The organism is Pseudomonas iranensis (assembly GCF_014268585.2).
Lineage (GTDB): Bacteria > Pseudomonadota > Gammaproteobacteria > Pseudomonadales > Pseudomonadaceae > Aquipseudomonas > Aquipseudomonas iranensis.
The window spans coordinates 3,617,479-3,637,334 of record NZ_CP077092.1; the positions used below are offsets into that span (position 1 = coordinate 3,617,479).

Below are 19,856 nucleotides of genomic sequence, written 5' to 3' on the forward strand. Positions count from 1 at the left end.
GCCTCCTGATAGACCCAACCGAAATCCGCAGCGGGCACTGTTCCAACTTTCGAACTAACGCAGCCCGCCTGAAAGTTCACTGAATTAACTTAACGAGCCTCACCCGAGTGCAAATAATAGGCAAGCGAAAGACGAGCAACTTATTACTCGGACCTGTATTAAAAGACGGATCGCTCAGATTTATCCCATGGGACTTGTAGGAAAATTTACAAAAATACTATCTGGTACTTTTCCTACATCTTAAAGCCACGAATCGCGTCCACATCGTCCTACATGACAAATCCCGCAACAGCTGTTTCTAATACGCCGACTTTACGAAAAGGATTATTCCCATGTCTAAAACTCACGGATCTGTCGCGCCAAAAGAACGCGTCAATATCAAGTACGTCCCGGCCACAGGCGATCAACAGGCTGAAGTCGAGTTGCCTCTGAAGTTATTGATCACAGGCGATTTCAAAGGACACAGCGAACTAACCGCCCTTGAAGATCGACAATCCGTTCGAATAGACAAAGACACTTTCAATGACGTCCTGAGTAAAGCCGAAGTTGCACTGGACATGGCCGTCCCGTGCGTGCTGAGCAACAACCATGACAGTGATCTGCATGTGCAACTTCAATTCAAAAGCATCAATGACTTCGGCCCCGACGCCGTCGCGCGCCAAGTGCCTGAACTGAGCAAGTTACTGGAATTACGCGAAGCCCTGGTTGCACTCAAGGGCCCGATGGGCAACGTCCCGGCTTTTCGCAAACACCTGCAGAGTCTGCTGACCGATGAAACCTCCCGCCAACGCTTGGCCAGCGAGCTGAATCTGGTGCTCGACGCGCCAGACCATTGATCTGAACGCCCTTCTCAACGGAGTAGTCCCCATGTCCAAGGAAAGCGCCGCCGCCCAAGTGTTGGTGGCTGACGAACCGCTGTCGTTGCTTGATCAATTGCTGGCCAACACCACCATGCTCCCCTCTCAGGAAGGCTACGTCGTGGCTCGCCAGGGCGTGGCCGCGTTTATCAGCGAGATCCTGCAAAGCGGTGATCACCAGCAGCCGGTCAACAAGCACCGGGTCGACCACATGATTGCCGAAATCGACCGCGCCCTGAGCCAGCAGATGGATGTGATCCTGCATCAGCCGCAGTTCCAGCAACTGGAGTCGGCATGGCGTGGTCTGAAGTTGCTGGTGGACCGCACGGATTTTCGCGAAAACATCAAGCTGGAGATGCTGCATGTCACCAAAGAAGAGCTGTCGGACGACTTCGACAATGCCGGCGATATCACCCGTAGCGGCCTGTACAAGCACGCCTACACCTCTGGCTACGGGCAGTTCGGTGGCGAGCCGATTGCGGCGATGATTGGCAACTACACTTTCGGCCCGTCGTCCCCGGACATGAAGCTGCTGAGCTACGTCGCCTCCGTTGGCGCCATGGCCCATGCCCCTTTCGTAATGGCCGCCGGTCCTGAATTCTTCAATCTCAAGAGCTATCAGGATCTGCCGTCGATCAAGGAAGTCAGCGATATTTTTGAAGGGCCCGGCCATACCAAATGGCGCGGCCTGCGCGAGATGGAAGACTCCAAATACATCGCCGCGACGCTGCCGCGCTTCCTGCTGCGCTCGCCCTACGACGGCCTGGAAAACCGGATCCGCAGCTTCGCCTACGACGAAAACGTCGACGGCAACCACGACAATTACCTGTGGGGCAACACCGCGTTTCTGATGGCGTCGCGCATCACCGACAGCTTCGCACGCTACCGCTGGTGCCCGAACATCATCGGCCCGCAATCCGGCGGCGCGGTGGATGATCTGCCGGTGCACCTGTACGAATCCCTGGGCCAGTTACAGGCCAAGATCCCTACCGAAGTGCTGATTTCCGATCGCAAGGAATTCGAGCTGGCCGAAGCCGGTTTCATTCCCCTGACCATGCGCAAAGACAGCGACAACGCAGCGTTCTTCTCCGCCAACTCGATACAGAAACCGAAGAATTTCCCCAAGACCCGCGAAGGCCAGCAAGCCCAGACCAACTACAAGCTCGGCACCCAGTTGCCGTACCTGTTTATCGTCAATCGCCTGGCCCATTACATCAAGGTACTGCAACGCGAGCAGATCGGCAGTTGGAAGGAACGCCAGGACCTGGAACGCGAGTTGAACACCTGGCTCAAGCAGTACATCGCCGATCAGGAAAACCCATCGTCGGATGTACGCAGCCGTCGACCCTTGCGCGCCGCGCAAATCGTCGTCCAGGACGTGGCGGGCGATCCGGGCTGGTACCAGGTGTCGTTGGCCGTGCGCCCGCACTTCAAGTACATGGGCGCCAACTTCGAGATCTCACTGGTGGGCCGGCTGGACACCCAGTAAGTGGGCGCCTGGAGTCTGTTCGAGCGCCTGGAACCCGACGCACCACGCTACCGCGCGGACAGCGCGGATGATCAGGCGCGCCAGCGTGTCGATGCAATCAAACGCCACCTGGAACAGGTGCTCAACTCACGCCAGGGCTGCTCGCAAAGCAGCCCTGAACTGGGTCTGCGCGATTTCAACGGAGTCACTCAGGCCAGCAGTGATCTGGTGCTGACTATCAGCGCCGATATCCGGCGTTCGGTGGAAGCGTTTGAACCGCGCATCAAGGTCACGGGCGTGCGCTTTCAGCACGACCCGGACCTGCCGCTGGAGCTGAACTTTCGCCTGGATTGCCAGGTGCAGGTCAACCACAAGGAAGAACAGGTGCAGATCGAGGTGGCCATGCACGGCCGCGACGGCTACACCCGCGTGAGATGAGGATGCAATGGACTTGAAACAACGCTTTGCCGAGGAGCTGCGCTACCTGCGCGAACTCGGTCGCGAGTTTGCCGAGGACAATCCACAGTTGGCGCAGTTTCTGGGCGACGAGGCCGGCGACCCGGACGTGGAGCGGCTGCTGGAAGGCTTTGCCTTCCTCACCGCCAAGTTGGGCATGAAGATCGATGACGATTTGCCGGAGCTGACCCATCCGCTGCTGCAGATGCTCTGGCCCAACTACCTGCGGCCCTTGCCCAGTGCGACCATCATCCGTTTTACACCGTTGCCGGATGTGATCAGCCAGCGCCAGGTGATTCCCAAGGGCACGCGGCTGTTTGCCAAGCCCGTGGACGGCATCTCGTGCGAGTTTCGCACTTGCACCGACGTCAGCTTGTACCCGTTGGTTCTGGCGCAAGTCAGCGATGCTCACAGCCGCGAAGCCTCGACGCTTCGAATCGACCTCAACGTGCTGACCCAGCAGCCGCTCGACAGCCTTAAGTGCGATCAACTGGATTTTTACCTCGGCGCAGACAATGCCACCGCACTGAACCTGTACCTGTGGCTGGCTCATTACCTTGAAAGCGTCACGCTGTACGTCAACAACACGTCTTACCGCCTGAACCCCACCGAGTTGGGCTTCCCCGGCTTCACCGCCGAAGAAGCATTGCTGCCCTACCCGCGCAACGTGTTCGATGGCTACCGCATCCTGCAGGAATACTTTGTGTTCCCGCAGCGCTTCCAGTTTTTCAGCCTGACCCACCTGGCGAAGGTCTGGCCCGCCATCAGCACCGACCAGATCCGCTTCGAGTTTCAGTTCTCCCGGCCAATGCCCGTCGATACGCACTTGCGCACTTCAGACCTCCACCTGTTCTGTGCACCGGCGGTCAATCTGTTCCGCCATGATGCCGAGCCCATCACGCTGGACGGACGCAGCCAGGAACGGCGCATTACACCCAGTGGCAACCGCCCCGATGCCGTTGAGGTTTTCAGTGTCGACCAGGTAGCCGGTTGGGACGCCGCCGACAAAGAGCGAAGGGGTGAACCGTTGCGACGTTTTACTCCGTTCGAGTCGTTCCAGCATGAGATCGAACATGCATGGGGCCGCACCGCGCTGTACTTCCGTACGCATATCGAACAATCCCACGGTCGTGCAGGTTTGCGCCATCGAATCGCCTTCGTGCGTGGTGATGAAAGCCTGTACATCGGCGAGCATGAAGCGGCGTCCATCGAGCTGACCTGCACCAACCGCGACTTGCCATTGGCCCTGGGAGTGGGTGACGTGTCGCTGTCCAACGAATCCACGCCTTCGTTTGCCACCTACACCAATCTCACCGCGCCGACCCGTTCCTACCGGCCGGTGCTGGATGCCAGCCTGCACTGGACGCTGATTTCCAACCTGTCGCTGAATTACCTGTCATTGCTGTCGGCCGAGCCGCTCAAGGCAGTGATCCGCGCCTATGACTTTGCCGCCCTGCACGACCTGCAACAGGCCCGCGCCACACGCAAGCGCCTGAACGGCATCGAGAATGCCGTGACCAGCCCCGTCGACTGGCTGATGAAAGGCCTGCCCGTGCGCGGCGTGCAGACCCGTCTGCAACTGAACCAGGACGCCTTCCTTTGCGAGGGCGAGCTGTACCTGTTCGGCAGCGTGCTTTCGCACTTCTTCGCCCTGTACGCGAGCATCAATTCCTTCCATCGCCTGGAAGTGATCAATACCACTAACAACGAGCGCTACGAATGGCCACTGTTGACCGGCAGACAACCCGTGATCTAGCCGATGTGCTGCTGGCCGACGCGCGGAACTACTCGTTTCACCGTCTGCTCGAGCATTTGCACGCCTTGCATGGTGATGACCTGGAAGCGCGACCCTTGAGTTCGGCGGCGAGACGCCGCGTGCGCCTGCAAAGCCATGCGGGGCTGGGTTTTCCGGCGTCCGACGTGATATCGGCTGCGCGCGTGGAGAGTGGCAGTGACGAGGTGCGCTATCGCTTGCAGACGAGCTTCTTTGGCCTGCACGGCAGCGACTCGCCGCTGCCCGGTTATTACCTGGATCGCCTGGCCTATGAACAACACCAGGATCGCGGCATTCGTCCCGCGTTCATGGACTTCTTCAACCATCGGCTGCTGACCCTGCTGCATACCAGTTGGCGCAAGCACCGCTATTACATTCGCTTCCAGGCCAAGGGCAGCGACCGCTTTTCGCGTTACGTATTTTCCATGGTCGGCCTGAATGACAACGACCTTCGTGGTGCAACGCCGCTACCGTGGGGCCGATTGCTGAGCTTTGCCGGCTTGATCGCCAGCCGCAGCCGCTCGCCCTCGGTGGTGTCCGGCATCGTCGCGCATTGCTTCGACCTGCACGGCGTTCATATCCGTGAGTTCGAGGCACGCTCGGTGAGTCTGCCGCAACGCCAGCGTCTGATACTCGGCAAGGCCAACGGTATTCTGGGCAGCGATTTCGTGGTTGGCGACCGCAGCAAGACTCGCGCCAGCAAATTCACGTTAGTGATTCCCAACCTGACTCAAGCGCGCTTTCGTCAGTTCCTGCCCAGCGGCGATCAGTTCGCACGCTTGCGCCAGTTGATGGATTTTCTGCTGCGCGATGCCACCGCCTACGACCTGGAACTAGGGTTGCGCGAAGAAGACGTACCGCCGTTCAACCTGCAACGCGCCAGCGGCACCCACTTGGGCTGGACCAGTTTTATCGAGCGCCAGCAACACCGTTACCCCGCCGTGGTAAGGATTCGGGGGCGCGCATGAAACTGAGCCTGGTTATCAGCAATCCTGCGCAGTTGCTCCACGGTTATTTGCCCGGTCATCAATTTGGCCCGCAGGGTGGGAGCATCGGTAGTGCGGCGCCGGACTGGCGTCTTGAAGATCGCATCAATGGCGTGCGGCCCTACCACTGTGACATCCGCGTCATCGAAGGCCGGTTCTGCGTGATCGATCGCAGCGGTACAACCTGCGTAAACGGTCACGATCTGCCGCTTGAGCGGCATATTGCAATAAGCCTCAACGACGGTGATCGGTTGCAGATTGGTGCGTATCAGGTCGTGGTGCAGTTGGGCGAGTACGCCCAAGGACAGCGTGCTCTCGACGAATTGCTCGGTGGCCACCCTGAGGACATGCACATGTGGCAACAAGACCTTCCGAACACGCTAGCGGCTGACAGGCGACCCGCCACTTGCCCGGATTTCGAGCGCCTTTGCCAGCCCGTGGATCTGGCCGAGCAAGGCGATCCGCTGCGAGCAATGCGGCAGGCACCGCTTGCCGGACCGCTACCTGACATGTACGCGGCTGCAACCAGGCGCAGCATCAGCCGGTTCAGCAAACTGCGCCTGGGCACCTTGTTGCTGGCCTGTCTGGCACTTGGCGGCTGCACCATGTTCGGCAAGATCGGGCAAGTGATCTGGACGCCCTCCATCCCGGTCGGCGGCCCCAACGACCAGCCCAGCCGTTACTCCCTGAGCCTGTACGCCAGCGACAATGTCAATCCACGGCTAATCAGCACCGGCACGGCACTGGATGAGGACGCGAGCCTTTCGCCGTACACGCTCAACGTGCAAGCCGTCAGCCCGCAAGCCCTGACGGACAAAGTACAAACCTTGCTCGATCATCTTTACGAAAGCGTGCCGGCCCAATCGCCATTGAGCGAGGAGCCCACACCCGTCGTGCCGATGTCGCCCATCGAAGACGCGCTGCTGGGTGACTACGACGCTCAGGGTGTGAGCCTGACGACTCCATGGGGCAAACCGGCGCTGGCGCTTGTCGCCACACCGATTGCCTTCAAGGTGTTGCAACTCACCGACGATTCCCTGCTGGTCAACGCCAGCCCTCAAGCCTTGGCCGACGACCTGAAAAAGACCTTGGGCAGCAGCTACATCCGTGCCGACGACTACCTGCTCCAGCCCGGCCAATTCAAGTTCATCGACCTGCGCGCACTGGATGAAGACACCCGTTTTATCGCAGTGATCGCCAACTACCACAGCACTGATGTCGGACAGTGGAAGCAGCGACTGCGCGTCGAGCCCAAAGGTCGGCAATACGCGGTGCTGGTACAGCTGGACGCCGAGCAGGTCAGCCTCAAGGGAGAAACCCGATGACGCTCTTTCCAGCCGCTTTTGCCCAGAGTAATTACCGATGAGTTCACGTAACCCCGTCATTTGGCATGAGGGTTTGTTCGTTAAACCCCAGCACTTCCAGCAACAGGTCCGCGCCGCCGAAGCCGCCGTGCATCAGCGCCTGCACAGCCTCAACGATGCACTTTATGGCTTCAGCGAACTGACCCTGAACAGCGAATACCTGAACTTTGGCAAAGTCGCCGTTACCCAGGCGCGAGGCATCATGCCCGATGGTAGCGTCTTCGATATTCCCCACGACCTCGCCCCGCCCTCCCCACTGGAGATCGCTGACAGCAACGCGATCGGCCAGATCGTCTACTTGGCCCTGCCGCTACGTTCCATCGGTGCCCTCGAAGTGCGCTGGCCCGACCAGTACGGCAACAGCCGCTACATCGTCCGCCGCGAAGAAATCCGCGACACCCACAGCGATGACGGCGATCAGGTCGGCATGGATCTGGCCGTGCCCAATTTGCAACTGATGCTCGAACGCAGCGACCGCAGCGCCTTCACCGGCATCGCCCTGGGCAGGATCAAAGACAAACGCCCGGACGGCAGCCTGGTAATGGATGAGCACTTCTACCCCACCAGCCTGTCCCTGCAAGCGGTGCCGGCGTTGCACCGCTACCTTGGTGAGGTGGCCGGGCTGATGCGCGAGCGAGCGAGGAATCTGGCTCAGCGGATAGGTTCACCGGGACAATCGGGTGTGGCTGATGTCAGCGACTTTAACCTGCTGCAAACCCTCAATCGGTTGTACCCGCTGTTCCAGCACCTGGCCCGCCAACGTCAGGTTCACCCCGAGCAGTTGTACGTCGCCTTGGCTCAAGCCTGCGGCGAACTGGTGACCTTTACCGACGAGGGCCACCTGCCGCAGGAATATCCGGCCTATCAGCACGAAAACCTGCGCGAGTCGTTCCAGCTACTCGAGCACACCTTGCGTCGCGCCTTGGGCACGGTGCTGCAACCACGAGCGCTGTCATTGCCAATCATTGAGCAGCAGTACGGCGTGCGCAGCGCCGCGTTGAACGACAAACGCCTCCTCGACAACGCCGAGTTCATCCTCGCCGTGCGCGCCGAACTGCCTGCGGAGACCCTGCGTCAGCAACTGCCGCGGCAGATCAAGATCAGCTCCACCGAAGGCCTGGAGCAACTGGTCAGCCTGCAACTGCCGGGCATTCCCCTGCGGCCGCTGCCGGTGGCGCCGCGCCATCTGCCGTTCCATGCCGGCTTCAGCTACTTCGAACTCGACCGCCATCACCCCGCCTGGCAAAGCCTGAGTAGCGGCAGCGGGTTCGGCTTCCATATTGCCGGTGAGTTCCCGGATCTGGAGTTGCAGTTCTGGGCGATCAGGAGTGAGCGAGATGAATAAGTCCGCAGCCGATTCACGGTTCGATGAGGAAATATCCGGCGCCATCCACAGCGACAGCGAAACCATTACTGTCAGGCGTCAGACGTGTTTGCCTGACCCGGAGTTCGACCTGCGCGGCCTGGCCTGGAACCCGTTGTGCGATGCCGCCATGCCGCTGATAGGCCTGGTCATCCGCCTGCGCCGTCTGGATCAGCACGACGACGTACCTGAGTTGTACCTGAGCGTCAGCAACCAGATCACCACGATCATGGAAGAAGTCCGTCAACTTGACTACGACGCCGGCATGCTCAAGGCCTATTCCTACAGCCTGTGCCTGCTGGTGGACGAGGTGGTCATGCGCACCTCGTGGGGCAAGTCGTCCAGCTGGAGCGCACGCTCATTGCTCAGCCAGTTTCATGAAGAAACCTGGGGCGGCGAAAAATTCTTTACCGTGATGAACAACATGATCCCCGAAGCCGCTCGCTATCAGCACGTGCTGGAGTTCATGTACCTGTGCCTGATCGCCGGTCTGAAGGGCAAATACGGCGCCCACGCCAGGGGCGATGACGAAATACAGAAGATCATCAGCCAGCTGCACGGCCTGCTGCGCCCCCTGCGCGGCGAGACGCCCAAACGCCTGACCGATCCGCTGAAAAACGTCGCGCCACGCAACTACAGGATCAAGCGGGCGTGGCCGTTGTGGACGCCTTGGGCTCTGGCAGCGGTCGTGCTGACGGTCGCCTACACGATCTACACGATCCGCCTGAATGCCATCACTGAGGAAGTGCTGGTGTCGCTGGAACGGATTCTCAACCTGTAACCGATTTCCAGCGTGCTCATCCCGAGCGCTGCGAAGCCATGGCCTCTTGGGCCAAAAACCACGACCTCAGAGTCGTTAAATCATCGCGACAAGGAGCATGTCATGCCAACACCCGCGTACATCAGCATCCACGGCAAAACCCAGGGCCACATCACCAAGGGCGCCTTCACCGCTGACTCGGTGGGCAACGTTTATGTGGAAGGCCACGAAGATGAAATCCTTGCTCAGGAAATCGACCATCAGATCGGTGCCCCAACTGACCCGCAAAGCGGCCAACCCACCGGACAGCGCGTGCATAAACCGCTGACCTTCACCAGTGCGCTGAACAAAGCCTCACCACTGCTTTACCAGGCCCTGGCCACCGGCGAAATGCTGCCGACTGTTGAGGTGAAGTGGTTTCGCACCAACCTCGATGGCAAGCAGGAGCACTTTTTCACCACCAAGCTGGAAGAGGCCACCGTCGTTGATATCCACACCGTGCTGCCCCACGCCCAAGACAGCGACAACTCCAACTACACCCAATTGATCAAGACCAGCCTGGCGTATCGGAAGGTCAGCTGGAGTCATGTGGTGGCCGGTACCGAAGCTTCGGATGACTGGCGCAAGCCGGCAGCAGCGGGCTAAGCGCGTACCCGACTCCGCCGCTGCGGTTCGTGTAGCGGCGGAACCTCCACTGACTTGAAATCTGTTAAGGAGGCGCAATGCCTGCCGTCGTACTGGTCGGACACGACCATGATTGCCCATTGTGTGGTCCCACCGTCGTGGACAGCGGTTCGAGCAACTTGATCGTCAACGGTCGCGCCGTCGCTCGTGTTGGCGACAGCCTCGGCTGTGGCGCCGTGATCAACAGCGGTTCGCCCTCAATGATCGTGGACGGGCAACCGGTAGCCCGCGTCGGCGACACCACCGACCACGACGGCGCACTGGAGAACGGTGAGCCCGATTGGCTCATCGACTGATATTTTCACCTGCGACAGGGAGGCCCCATGCCCCGCCAAAGCGACCTGCGTTTCACCTTCGAGCCCCTGCAAGGCGATCCCTTTGACGTGGTCTCGTTCACCCTCGAAGAAAGCCTGTCCCAGCCATTCAAACTCTCTCTGGAACTGGCCAGCCACAACGCCGCCGTCGACTTCAATCGCGTGCTTGACCTGGCGGGGCTGTTCACCATCTGGCGCGGCGAAACCGCGGTGCGCTACGTCCACGGTCTGGTCAGCCTGTTCACGCAGGGCGACACCGGCTTTCGCCGCACCCGCTACAGCGCCGTGATCGAGCCGACCCTGAGACGTTTCGATCTGCGCTCCAACTGGCGCATCTTCCAGGCCCAGACCGTGCCCGACATCATCACCAGCGTGTTGGCCGAGCAGAAGCTGACCGACATCCGCAGCGAGATCTGCTTCGACCACCAACCCCGCGAATACTGCGTACAGGCCGGCGAAACCGACCTCGATTTCATCGCCCGCCTCGCTGCCGAAGAAGGCCTGCTCTACACCTTCGAACACCGCGTCGACGGCCACACCCTGGTTCTCACCGACCGAGTCGGCGGGCTGGGCACCATCGGCACGCACACCGACTGCCCGGTGATCTACCAGGCCATGGGCGGCGGCGATGCTACGGAACCGGCACTGACCCGCTTCCACTACACCGAACAGGTACGCACCGCATGCCAAGTGCAGCGCGACTACACCTTCACCCACCCGCGCTACAACCAACAGCACACCGCCACTGGCGACCAGGACCTGAACAACCAGCACAAGGATTACGAACGCTACGACTATCCCGGCCGCTACAAGCGCGACATCGCCGGCAAACCCTTTACCAAGACACGCCTGACCGCCCTGCGCAACGACGCCAAGCTGGCCCATCTGGAAGGTGACGATGAACGCCTGCAACCGGGGTTGGCGTTCGACCTCAACGATCATCCCCGTGAGGATTTCAACGACCGCTGGCGCACCATCGCCGTTCAGCATCAAGGCAAACAGCACAGCAGCCTCGAAGAGGAATCGTTCGGCAGCGACCGAGGCACGTCTTATGAAATGCACGCCAGCGCGATCCGCTGGACCTCCGACTGGAAGGCGCCGCTGCGTCCCAAACCCTGCATCGATGGCCCGCAGATCGCCACAGTCGTCGGCCCGCCGGGGGAAGAGATCTATTGCGATGAATGGGGCCGGGTCAAAGTGCAGTTCCCGTGGGACCGTTCGGACAAAAACAACGATCAGAGTTCGTGCTGGATTCGTGTGGCTCAAGGCTGGGCAGGCGCGACCTGGGGCGCGATGGCGGTCCCACGAGTCGGGCAGGAACTGATCATCAGCTACCTGGACGGCGACCCGGACCAGCCGATTGCTACCGGCCGAGCCTACCGCGAGACCAACCTGCCGCCGTATGAACTGCCCAAACACAAAACCCGCATGACCATCAAAAGCCGCACGCACAAAGGGGCGGGTTTCAATGAGCTACGGTTTGAGGATGAGTTGGGGCAGCAGGAGGTGTTTATTCATGCGGAGAGGGACAAGAACGTTCATGTCAAAAATGACAAGAGGGTGTTCGTTGGCAATGATCGTAAAGAAGAGATTGGGAACGATGAGCATGTTTTGATCGGCAATGATCAAATTCACGCCATAGGCCAGAATCGCAATCTGGACGTCGGCCGTGACCATAAGGTTTTCATTGGACGCGATCGGTGGGATGCCGTGGGCAATGACCGATACGAGTCCACAAGCGCCAACCGCTATATCGAAGTTGGCGGTGATAGCGAGCACACCATCAAGGGGTTGCATAGCATTCAGGCAGGTCAGGGCTTTGAGTGCGCTACGACCGTTTATAGCTTGCAGGCCAGTGAGAAAGTCGTCTTCAAAAGCCCAGGGGGAAGTATCACTCTCGATGCTCAAGGCATTCACCTCAACGGCTTAGCCATCACAATCCAAGGGCCAGTATCGGCAACGGCGTCGGGCGAGGGGCAACCTTTTTCTCTGCAACTGGAGCCCGAGGCGGGACACACCTGCGTGGAGAAAACAAAATGACTCCAACTATTATCCAAGCCTTCGCAAAGGAGCAGCACGCCGCCAATGCGTCGTTGTATCTGTTGCTTGACCCATTGGCGGACTGCGCCGAAGACGACCCATTGCATATCGACGCTCTGTGCCAATCATTAGGCAGCGATGCAGTGACTAGACTGCGCCGCCCAGATTTGGCCCATACACCGCAAGCATGCCCGGTGCTGGTGACTCTAGCCGCGGCTGGTGCCGAACCCTCAGCGTACTTATTGTCGTTGTCGGCACTGCGTGCCAAACAAGATGAACGTCGCTCAAGACGCTATGTATGTGGATGGCTCAGTAGTGCCGCAAAAGCCACGACGGTCAGCAGTCACCTCATAAAACTCGGTTATTTGCCGATCTCGGTGGGCACAAAATTCTTTCCGGTGTATGAGCCGTTACGCCTGGAATTGCTGGTCGCAACGTTGAAAGTTGGGGAGACAGGAAGCTGGTGGCCGATCCATCAGTGGCTAATCCCCACAAGCAGTGGCGCCAGCAGTTGCTTGATTGGCCAGCCGGACACGAGCGTTGAATTCTCGGCATTCAACAGCTCAGTACAACAGGATGCCGCACTGGTGTCCTCACTGCTCGGCGCTTGGCGTCGCGCTGTCAGCCTTCCGCTTGCTTACGCTCCTGCTCGCTGGCAAGGCCCTACCTTGCTCCCTCCTCAAGCCGCTGCTCAGGCATATAAACAGATACGTGACGCTCGCCATTTGGGGCTGAAAAACCAGCACGACATTGTGGCCTTGGCATTACACCGTCTGATGCTGCATTCGAGCCTCCATACACACACAGATATAGGCCTGGTCATAGAGCGGGCAATCGAGAATGGCACCTCACTCGCAAAACTTTTTGCCGAATTGAATGACCAGTCCTGGCAAAGGATCGTGTCGGATTTGACCTTTGCAGGAGCACATCAATGACCCTGAGTTCGCAGCTTGAGATTACCGTAGTAGAAACATGCCTTCCTTCGGACCAATGCAACGCCTGCAACCGGCAAGGATTACCAATCCTCCCGCTGCGAAAGGCTCTGGTACCGCGAGCTAGCGAAGACACCGGTGCGATGTCCAATTCGCGCATGGGCCTGCGTACATTACGCGCGGGCTATTTGTACGTACTACTTGATCAGCAGACCTGGCAAGCCTATCAAGTGACCCCCGATGGTTATCTACGTCAGTTCAATCCCGACGCACCTCCCGAGGCCAATGAGACTCCATTGTGCGATGCCTGTACCTCGGCGGGCCACGACGCTCCAGCGTCCTTTCTCAACATCGATATCCGTAAGTACACCCATGCGTGGCTGGCCTTTGCCAGTGATCCGTGGCCTCGCAGCGTTCTCGACGCTTATAAAAACAGCGCTGCTTCGGGACGCTTCCGAAAACTCGACCTGCGAACTGCTCTGGACGCCCCCGACGGCGTAGAGAACGCGTTGCTGATGACAGCGACGGAGCCTCGCGTGGATCAGCAAGTTCATGAATACCAGCGTCATCAGGCTGTCGGAGACCTGGATAAGGTCCATGGGTTTCACAGCCGCGTAACACGGTTGGGTGCACTAAAGAATTACTTGCGCCAAACGATTGACCAGCAAGGGTTGCAGCAAGGTGTACTCGCTCTGGTGCTGGACGACACGGTGGGCCTGATTCAACAGTACAACTACTTGCGTAACGGCTGGATTGAGGCGCGTCAGCGATACATTGAAGACCCGATGAGGACCTACAAGCGCCAAACGTCAGATCTGCTACTGGCGATTCGCCAAATGCACCCGATCTGGGCCGACCAGCAGACCGCCTCATTTGCTCCCATGACGGGCGATGCGGCCCCGACCTTTGGCGACCCGGAGGTGGAGCGTCGACGCGCCATCGAAGAAAAAGTCCGGAAATACAATGCGTCACTGGAAAAGCGCTACAGCGAAGCCGATCGCGCCTCGTTTGAAGAAGACTATCAGCGCGAGTTGGCAAACTACCAACACTACATCGATTGGTGCGGCAGGCAATACGCAGAGCTCTGCCATGGCGCGCCGTTCAAGCACATTGAGGAGCATGACTATGATGGCGCTGATTTCACGTCAGGAGTGGCCTACAGTCTGACCATGACGATGTGCCTGCGCGGCGGCATCAGCGAAGCACCGCTCGTCAACCAAAACAGCGCCAATGAAAAAGCGCCTTTTACGGATAAAGACCCGACAGCGAAGCTTTGGCTCGAGTGGCTGAAAAATCCGCAGAGCCCGGTCTATCGCGCGATATTGAGGCGGGACGAATCGCTGCTGGCGGGCTTGTTACCCAGTTTCAGCGTGACCGGCGACGCCGACTGGAACGACAGTGAAAAGCTTTACTCCGCAGTGGCCAAGGCCCTGACCAGCGATGAATTCAACCGCTATGTCCAGCCGCGTATCCAGACCGCCATGGCCCAACTCCTCGGCGCACTCAACGCTGCCAGCGCGCGACTCCAACCGAGACTCGGGCCCGGCGTCAGTCGTGTAGTTTCTCGACTCAACAGTGCAAGCCAGCTGTTGTACAACGGCGTCCACCTCACCGAACTCAAGATTCAAATGAAGTTCAGCGAGTACTACGCGTTGCTGTCCGAATACTTGCGCAAGGCGCAAACTCGGGCGTCCGAAGCTATCCGTTTGGGCGAAAAAAGCGCAAAAGCCAACGTGGACAAGGTGAACCACAAGTTCCAAAAGGTGCAAAGGAAAGTCGTCCCGCTGATCAGGACAGGGCTTCTCAGCATGGCCGTGCTGGATCCCAAAGTGGCCAATCAACTGATCACCCTAACGGTTTGGGTGGAGGGCGAAGCCGACAATCTGCGACGCGACCTGATGCGCAATACCGAGCAAGGCGTTGGCGGCGCGGGAGCCAGCGCCCAGCATTTACTGCAGGAAGCAGCGGTGGGCGTTGGCAGCCTGGACCCGAAGGCCCGGGCGACGTTACGCGGGCTCATGGTGTCAACAACGGTAGCAGCCGACTGGGTGCGTGCGGGGTTCATCGGGCTACGGGGAGTTGCCGGCAGCGGTCAGCTGTTGTTGGCGTTGGGCGGGTTTTATCTGCTCAACGACTCCATGAAGAAAAACTTTGAAGAAGCCGAGCGAGCGCTGGGCGACAAGGCTCCTGAAGCCAGACTGGCTCTGTATGGCGCGACGCTGGGGGTACTGGCTGCCGGCATGGAAGTGATAGGGATCGCACTTGAAGCAGGCGCGGGGAGAATTCAGCACGCGGCAGGCTTGCCTGCTCGGGTGACAGCTACCGCCAAGGCTACATATCGGGCTGGCCAGATCATTGCCAGAGCGGGAGCCGTGATTGGGGCTGTGACCGGGTTGTTTGATGCCGCCCAGGCGGGAATGGCCGCTAGTCGTACCATGAAGGCTGGTGACAAGTCGGCAAAGAATCTATACATCGCATCGGCATTTCTAAGCGGGTCTGGCGCAGCTTTTGGCATTAGTGCTGCTATCTATGGCGCGACGGCTCTTATGGGCCCAATGGGCATCGCCATCCTGCTGGGCATAGCAGGATATAGCGTTTTCCAATGGGCCAAAAGTGAAGAGTCCTCACCACTGGAAAAATGGGCCAGGCGCTGTTTCTTTGGTTACGCCAACGAAACGCCAAAGATTCACTGGAATCAGCCCGAACATGCTCCGGTTGCCATCGCCGAACTGAACGCCGCGACCTTCGGTGTCGATGCCGACGTGCGCTTTCGTTTGCGTTTGATCGCCGGCCAGAGCTATCACAGGGGCGGTTCGACAGGCGGAGCCGGCACCCTAGCTCAGGAAGAGAGGCTGGAATATCGCTTGGTATTGCCATGCTTTCAGCCGGAACATTCGGACTATCAATGGACCCTGCGCCTTCTACGCGAAGGGGACGACCCTACCACTGGGGAATCCGGCGAAGTGGCCGCGAATGGTAGCCTAATTGCATCCTCCACGCCCTCAACAGCCATCGACGATGCCACAACCACACGAAAAATGGACTATCACGTGGAGCGTGGCACGCCGATCGTCACCACTCGCAGCGCCGCGTTACCCAACAAGAGCGCCCTAGAAATTGTGGACATTTCGGGCGCCCTTGTGCTCAAGCCTCGGAAGGGAGGCCAGAAAATCGAAGGTGCCATTCTGTCGCTCACCTACTGGCCCGACCGCACCGTACTCGATGGGTATGCAGCGCTAACCCTGACTGCCTACTCCAATCTTTAATCCTTCCGGAGTTCACTCATGTTCTTCACAGCACCTTTGCTCGACCCACCGGCCCCTGGCTGGAAACGCGATCTACCAAAACCAAACGAGGCACCGAGCATCGAGCCTTATCCACCAGTACTGTCAAATTCGCCTAACCATGTTGACCAAACTTACCTTGAGTTGCGGCGCTCTACAGTCCGAACACGAGGTGCCGGACCATGGCTTGCAGCATTTTTTTTCGCACTGGCCGTTGCTCCGTTCCCGATCATCCTGCCACTTGAAACATGGGATTTTTCCTCACTGTTCGTCACTTTTACCATCCTAGTATTATTCATTATCGGAATATGGGGTGGTGTGTACGCTTGGCGGATGGACGTAGAATCCCCCCGCGACGAACCCATTCGCTTCAACCGCCTGCGCCGCAAAGTCTATGTCTATCGCTTCCACCACGACGGGCTACGCCCCTTCAGCCGAACTGCCTGGGGCGTGCGTGCCGAGGTCTACGACTGGGATGATCTGCGCGCAGAGGTGAGCAGCGTATATGGCCCCATGGGCACTGGCGGCCTGATCGAGTCGGTGAGCATCGCCGTGGTGAAACCCGGCACCTGTCAGGTGCTCGAGCGTTTCCATTTCGCCCACGGCACCATGCAGGGCGAAATGTACTGGGCCATGGCCCAACTGTTCATGCAGCAGGGCCCGCAAGCCCTGCCCATCTTTTCCAAACCACCGCGCGACTGGAACAACGAAGACGTCCGCTTCAACCTCGCCCGCCGCCTCGCCCCGAAAGTGCAATGGCCCGCCGACATTGACCTGCAATCAAGGACGGCTCCGTAATGTCGTACACCGAACCGTTACTCGAGCCACCAGCGCCTGCCTGGAAACGCGATCTGCCAAAGCCGGATCAAACTCCTAGCAACCTCCCATATCCACCCGTGATGCCAAGTCCGCCTAATCATGCGGATGCCATTTACCTTGAACTACCACGCTCGGCACTGAGAATACGAGGGCTAGGCGCCTGGTTGGGGATAGCTATTCTAGGTTTGTCCTTTCTCCTGCTTACAACTCCCCTAATCCTCCCTCCTGCACCATGGGAATCTGTTGATTGGGGCTTCATTCTAGTCTGCCTCGGTTTATCCATTGTCCTGTTTTGGTTCGGTATTCATGTCTGGCGAATGGACGTAGAGGCCCCCCGCGACGAACCCATCCGCTTCAACCGCCTGCGCCGCAAAGTCTACGTCTATCGCTTCCACCACGACGGGCTACGCCCCTTCAGCCGAACCGCCTGGGGCGTACGTACGGAGGTTTACGACTGGGATGATCTACGCGCCGAGGTGAGTAGCGTATATGGCCCGATGGGCACCGGCGGCCTGATCGAATCGGTCAGCATCGCCGTGGTGAAACCCGGAACGTGTCAGGTGCTTGAGCGCTTCCATTTCGCCCACGGCACAATGCAGGGCGAAATGTACTGGGCCATGGCCCAACTGTTCATGCAGCAGGGCCCGCAAGCCCTGCCCACCTTCACTAGACCACCGCGCGACTGGAACAACGAAGACGTGCGCTTCAATCTCGCCCGCCGCCTCGCTCCCAAAGTGCGGTGGCCTGCGGAAATAGACTTGGAATCACGCACCGCTCCCTGAATACGGACCCGCCGCGATAGGGCACATGCCCCTTTGGCTACCTGCCAGCGCCCCCCGCAAGCTCAAAGCTGCAAGCAGCACTCACAAAGAACCGGAACTGCCCATCATGCTTTTTACAGCACCTTTACTCGACAAACCCGCGCCTGGCTGGAAACACGACTTGCCGGGGCCAAACGAATCGCCGTCCACAGAACCGTATCCGCCCGTACTGTCAAATTCACCCAACCATGTTGATGGCGTGTATCTCGAAATGGCGCGGGCCACGATGAGAATTCGAGGAGTTGGTGTTTGGCTAACACCCTTCATGTTCGCGCTTGCTCTCATCCCTCCTAGCGTTTGGATCATTCTTTTTATAGCGACTGGAGTTGTACCTTCTTTTGTATTCAATTCGTTCGGACTCATCGCACTTATCATCACTGTTTGGGCAGGCGTGTTCTTCTGGCGAATGGACACCGAAGCCCCTCGCGACGAACCCATCCGCTTCAACCGCGCCCGACGCAAAGTCTATGTCTACCGCTTCCATCGTGACGGGCTGAGACCCTTCAGCCGCACCGCCTGGGGTGTGCGCGTCGACGTTTTTGACTGGGATGATCTGCGCGCCGAGGCCTGTAGCATCTACGGCCCCATGGGCAGTGGCGGCCTCATCGAAACCGTCACCCTTGCTGTGGTGAAACCTGGCACCCATCAGGTAATAGATCGCTTTCATTTCGCCAATGAAATTCAACAGGGCGAAATGTACTGGGCCATGGCCCAACTGTTCATGCAGCAAGGCCCACAAGCCCTGCCCACCTTCCCCAGACCACCGCGCGACTGGAACAACGAAGACGTGCGCTTCAACCTCGCCCGCCGCCTCGCCCCGAAAGTGCAATGGCCCGCCGACATTGACCTGCAATCAAGGACGGCTCCGTAATCGTCTTTACGTCTCTTATGCTCAATCACTCGAAAAAGCCGGAGGTCGGTTGGCTTGTGGCGCGCACCCGCAATAGCTGCATCACTACTCTGTTACGCCATCAGCCCCACCACCCAATCAATGAACACCCGCAATTTCAAACTGACATGCCGGTTCGGCGGGTACGCCAGATAAAGCGGCATCGACTCAAGCTGCCAGTCTTCAAACAACCGCACCAACTCGCCCCGCGCCACATGCGCATCAGACATATACGTCGGCAGCCACAACACACCCATGCCGGCCAGCCCTGCCGCCAGATAGGCATTGCCGTCATCCACTGCAAGCACATGCTGGCCCTTGATCTGCAGGCGCTCGGTGCCGTTGTGCAACGTGTACGGAAGAGGTTTACCAGTGCGAGCCCAGAGGAACGCGACGACGCGGTGATGGGAGTCTTGCAGTTCCAACGGGTGCTCGGGCGTCCCTTCTCGGGCCAGATAAGCCGGCGCGGCGAAAACACCCAAGGGCAGATCGGCAAGCTTGCGCGCCATCAACGATTGATCGAGCAGCTCGCCGCCGCGCACCACGCAATCGACGTTCTCATCGATGATGTCGACGATGCGGTCGCTGACGCCCATGTCGATCTGGATGTCCGGGTAGCGCGCGTGAAAATCCGGCAAGGCTGGGACCAGAATATGCCGCGCGAACGGGCTCGGCACGTCGATGCGCAAACGCCCGCGCGGCCGTGCGGCGGCACCGGGCAGGCTGGTTTCGGCGTCGTCCATATCGGCCAACAGCTTGATCACCCGCTCGTAATACGCCGCGCCATCAGCGGTGACGTTGACCTTGCGTGTGGTGCGGTTGAGCAGCTTGACCCGCAGCCGCGCCTCCAGTTGCTGCACCAGTTGCGTCACCGTGGTCTTGCTCATGTGCAAGGTTTCGGCAGCTTTGGTGAAACTGCCCGCCTCGACCACCCGGGCAAAGGCCTGCATCGCATCGAACCGGTCCATCCGCGCCCCTCGATTGTTTGGGATTTGCAAACAGTGAACGCCAAGCTTGCGCGTTTATCCGCGCACTGCAAATACCT

The 19,856-nt window shown here is 59.1% G+C and carries 17 protein-coding genes; 16 read left to right on the forward strand and 1 reads right to left on the reverse strand.

The window, feature by feature from the left end; genetic code table 11:
• The first annotated feature begins 332 nt into the window (after positions 1-332).
• The 16 genes from tssB (at position 333) to HU724_RS27600 (ending at position 18,793) form a co-directional block, all read left to right on the forward strand.
• On the forward strand, positions 333-836 hold the full coding sequence (gene tssB / locus HU724_RS16110; protein ID WP_186569733.1) for a type VI secretion system contractile sheath small subunit: 504 nt from the start codon (positions 333-335) through the stop codon (positions 834-836).
• A gap of 31 nt (positions 837-867) precedes the next feature.
• Positions 868-2,346 carry a type VI secretion system contractile sheath large subunit gene (tssC, locus tag HU724_RS16115; protein ID WP_186569732.1) on the forward strand — a complete coding sequence of 493 codons (1,479 nt, stop codon included), beginning with the start codon at positions 868-870 and terminating at the stop codon, positions 2,344-2,346.
• Positions 2,347-2,763 carry a type VI secretion system baseplate subunit TssE gene (tssE, locus tag HU724_RS16120; protein ID WP_186569731.1) on the forward strand — a complete coding sequence of 139 codons (417 nt, stop codon included), beginning with the start codon at positions 2,347-2,349 and terminating at the stop codon, positions 2,761-2,763.
• Positions 2,764-2,770: 7 nt separating this feature from the next.
• Positions 2,771-4,537: a type VI secretion system baseplate subunit TssF gene (gene tssF / locus HU724_RS16125; protein WP_186569730.1), complete on the forward strand. Its 1,767-nt coding sequence runs from the start codon at positions 2,771-2,773 to the stop codon at positions 4,535-4,537.
• Positions 4,501-5,523: a type VI secretion system baseplate subunit TssG gene (gene tssG, locus HU724_RS16130; protein WP_186569729.1), complete on the forward strand. Its 1,023-nt coding sequence runs from the start codon at positions 4,501-4,503 to the stop codon at positions 5,521-5,523. Before tssF ends, tssG begins: the two co-directional genes overlap by 37 nt.
• On the forward strand, positions 5,520-6,866 hold the full coding sequence (tssJ, locus tag HU724_RS16135) for a type VI secretion system lipoprotein TssJ (protein WP_186569728.1): 1,347 nt from the start codon (positions 5,520-5,522) through the stop codon (positions 6,864-6,866). The genes tssG and tssJ overlap by 4 nt, the downstream gene beginning before the upstream one ends.
• Before the next feature lie 37 nt (positions 6,867-6,903).
• A complete protein-coding gene (gene tssK / locus HU724_RS16140) occupies positions 6,904-8,250 on the forward strand; it encodes a type VI secretion system baseplate subunit TssK (protein ID WP_186569727.1) in 1,347 nt (448 codons plus the stop codon).
• A complete protein-coding gene (icmH, locus tag HU724_RS16145) occupies positions 8,243-9,049 on the forward strand; it encodes a type IVB secretion system protein IcmH/DotU (protein WP_186569726.1) in 807 nt (268 codons plus the stop codon). Before tssK ends, icmH begins: the two co-directional genes overlap by 8 nt.
• 102 nt (positions 9,050-9,151) lie before the next feature.
• Positions 9,152-9,673, forward strand: coding sequence for an Hcp family type VI secretion system effector (locus HU724_RS16150; protein ID WP_186569725.1), 522 nt, complete (start codon positions 9,152-9,154; stop codon positions 9,671-9,673).
• A 77-nt stretch (positions 9,674-9,750) separates the two neighbouring features.
• A complete protein-coding gene (locus HU724_RS16155; protein WP_186569724.1) occupies positions 9,751-10,008 on the forward strand; it encodes a PAAR domain-containing protein in 258 nt (85 codons plus the stop codon).
• Between the two features lie 27 nt (positions 10,009-10,035).
• A complete protein-coding gene (locus HU724_RS16160; protein WP_186569723.1) occupies positions 10,036-12,066 on the forward strand; it encodes a type VI secretion system Vgr family protein in 2,031 nt (676 codons plus the stop codon).
• A complete protein-coding gene (locus tag HU724_RS16165) occupies positions 12,063-13,001 on the forward strand; it encodes a hypothetical protein (RefSeq protein ID WP_186569722.1) in 939 nt (312 codons plus the stop codon). The genes HU724_RS16160 and HU724_RS16165 overlap by 4 nt, the downstream gene beginning before the upstream one ends.
• Positions 12,998-16,264 carry a T6SS effector BTH_I2691 family protein gene (locus HU724_RS16170; RefSeq protein ID WP_186569721.1) on the forward strand — a complete coding sequence of 1,089 codons (3,267 nt, stop codon included), beginning with the start codon at positions 12,998-13,000 and terminating at the stop codon, positions 16,262-16,264. The genes HU724_RS16165 and HU724_RS16170 overlap by 4 nt, the downstream gene beginning before the upstream one ends.
• Before the next feature lie 18 nt (positions 16,265-16,282).
• The gene (locus HU724_RS27825; RefSeq protein ID WP_367617187.1) at positions 16,283-17,080 is read left to right on the forward strand and encodes a DUF6708 domain-containing protein; all 798 of its coding nucleotides are present in this window, start codon (positions 16,283-16,285) and stop codon (positions 17,078-17,080) included.
• 101 nt (positions 17,081-17,181) lie between these two features.
• The gene (locus tag HU724_RS16180; RefSeq protein WP_367617207.1) at positions 17,182-17,883 is read left to right on the forward strand and encodes a DUF6708 domain-containing protein; all 702 of its coding nucleotides are present in this window, start codon (positions 17,182-17,184) and stop codon (positions 17,881-17,883) included.
• 25 nt (positions 17,884-17,908) lie between these two features.
• On the forward strand, positions 17,909-18,793 hold the full coding sequence (locus HU724_RS27600) for a DUF6708 domain-containing protein (protein ID WP_225927624.1): 885 nt from the start codon (positions 17,909-17,911) through the stop codon (positions 18,791-18,793).
• Positions 18,794-18,885: 92 nt separating this feature from the next.
• Here HU724_RS27600 and HU724_RS16190 read toward each other — a convergent pair whose 3' ends face one another.
• A complete protein-coding gene (locus tag HU724_RS16190; RefSeq protein ID WP_186569718.1) occupies positions 18,886-19,779 on the reverse strand; it encodes a LysR family transcriptional regulator in 894 nt (297 codons plus the stop codon).
• Positions 19,780-19,856: the final 77 nt, after the last annotated feature.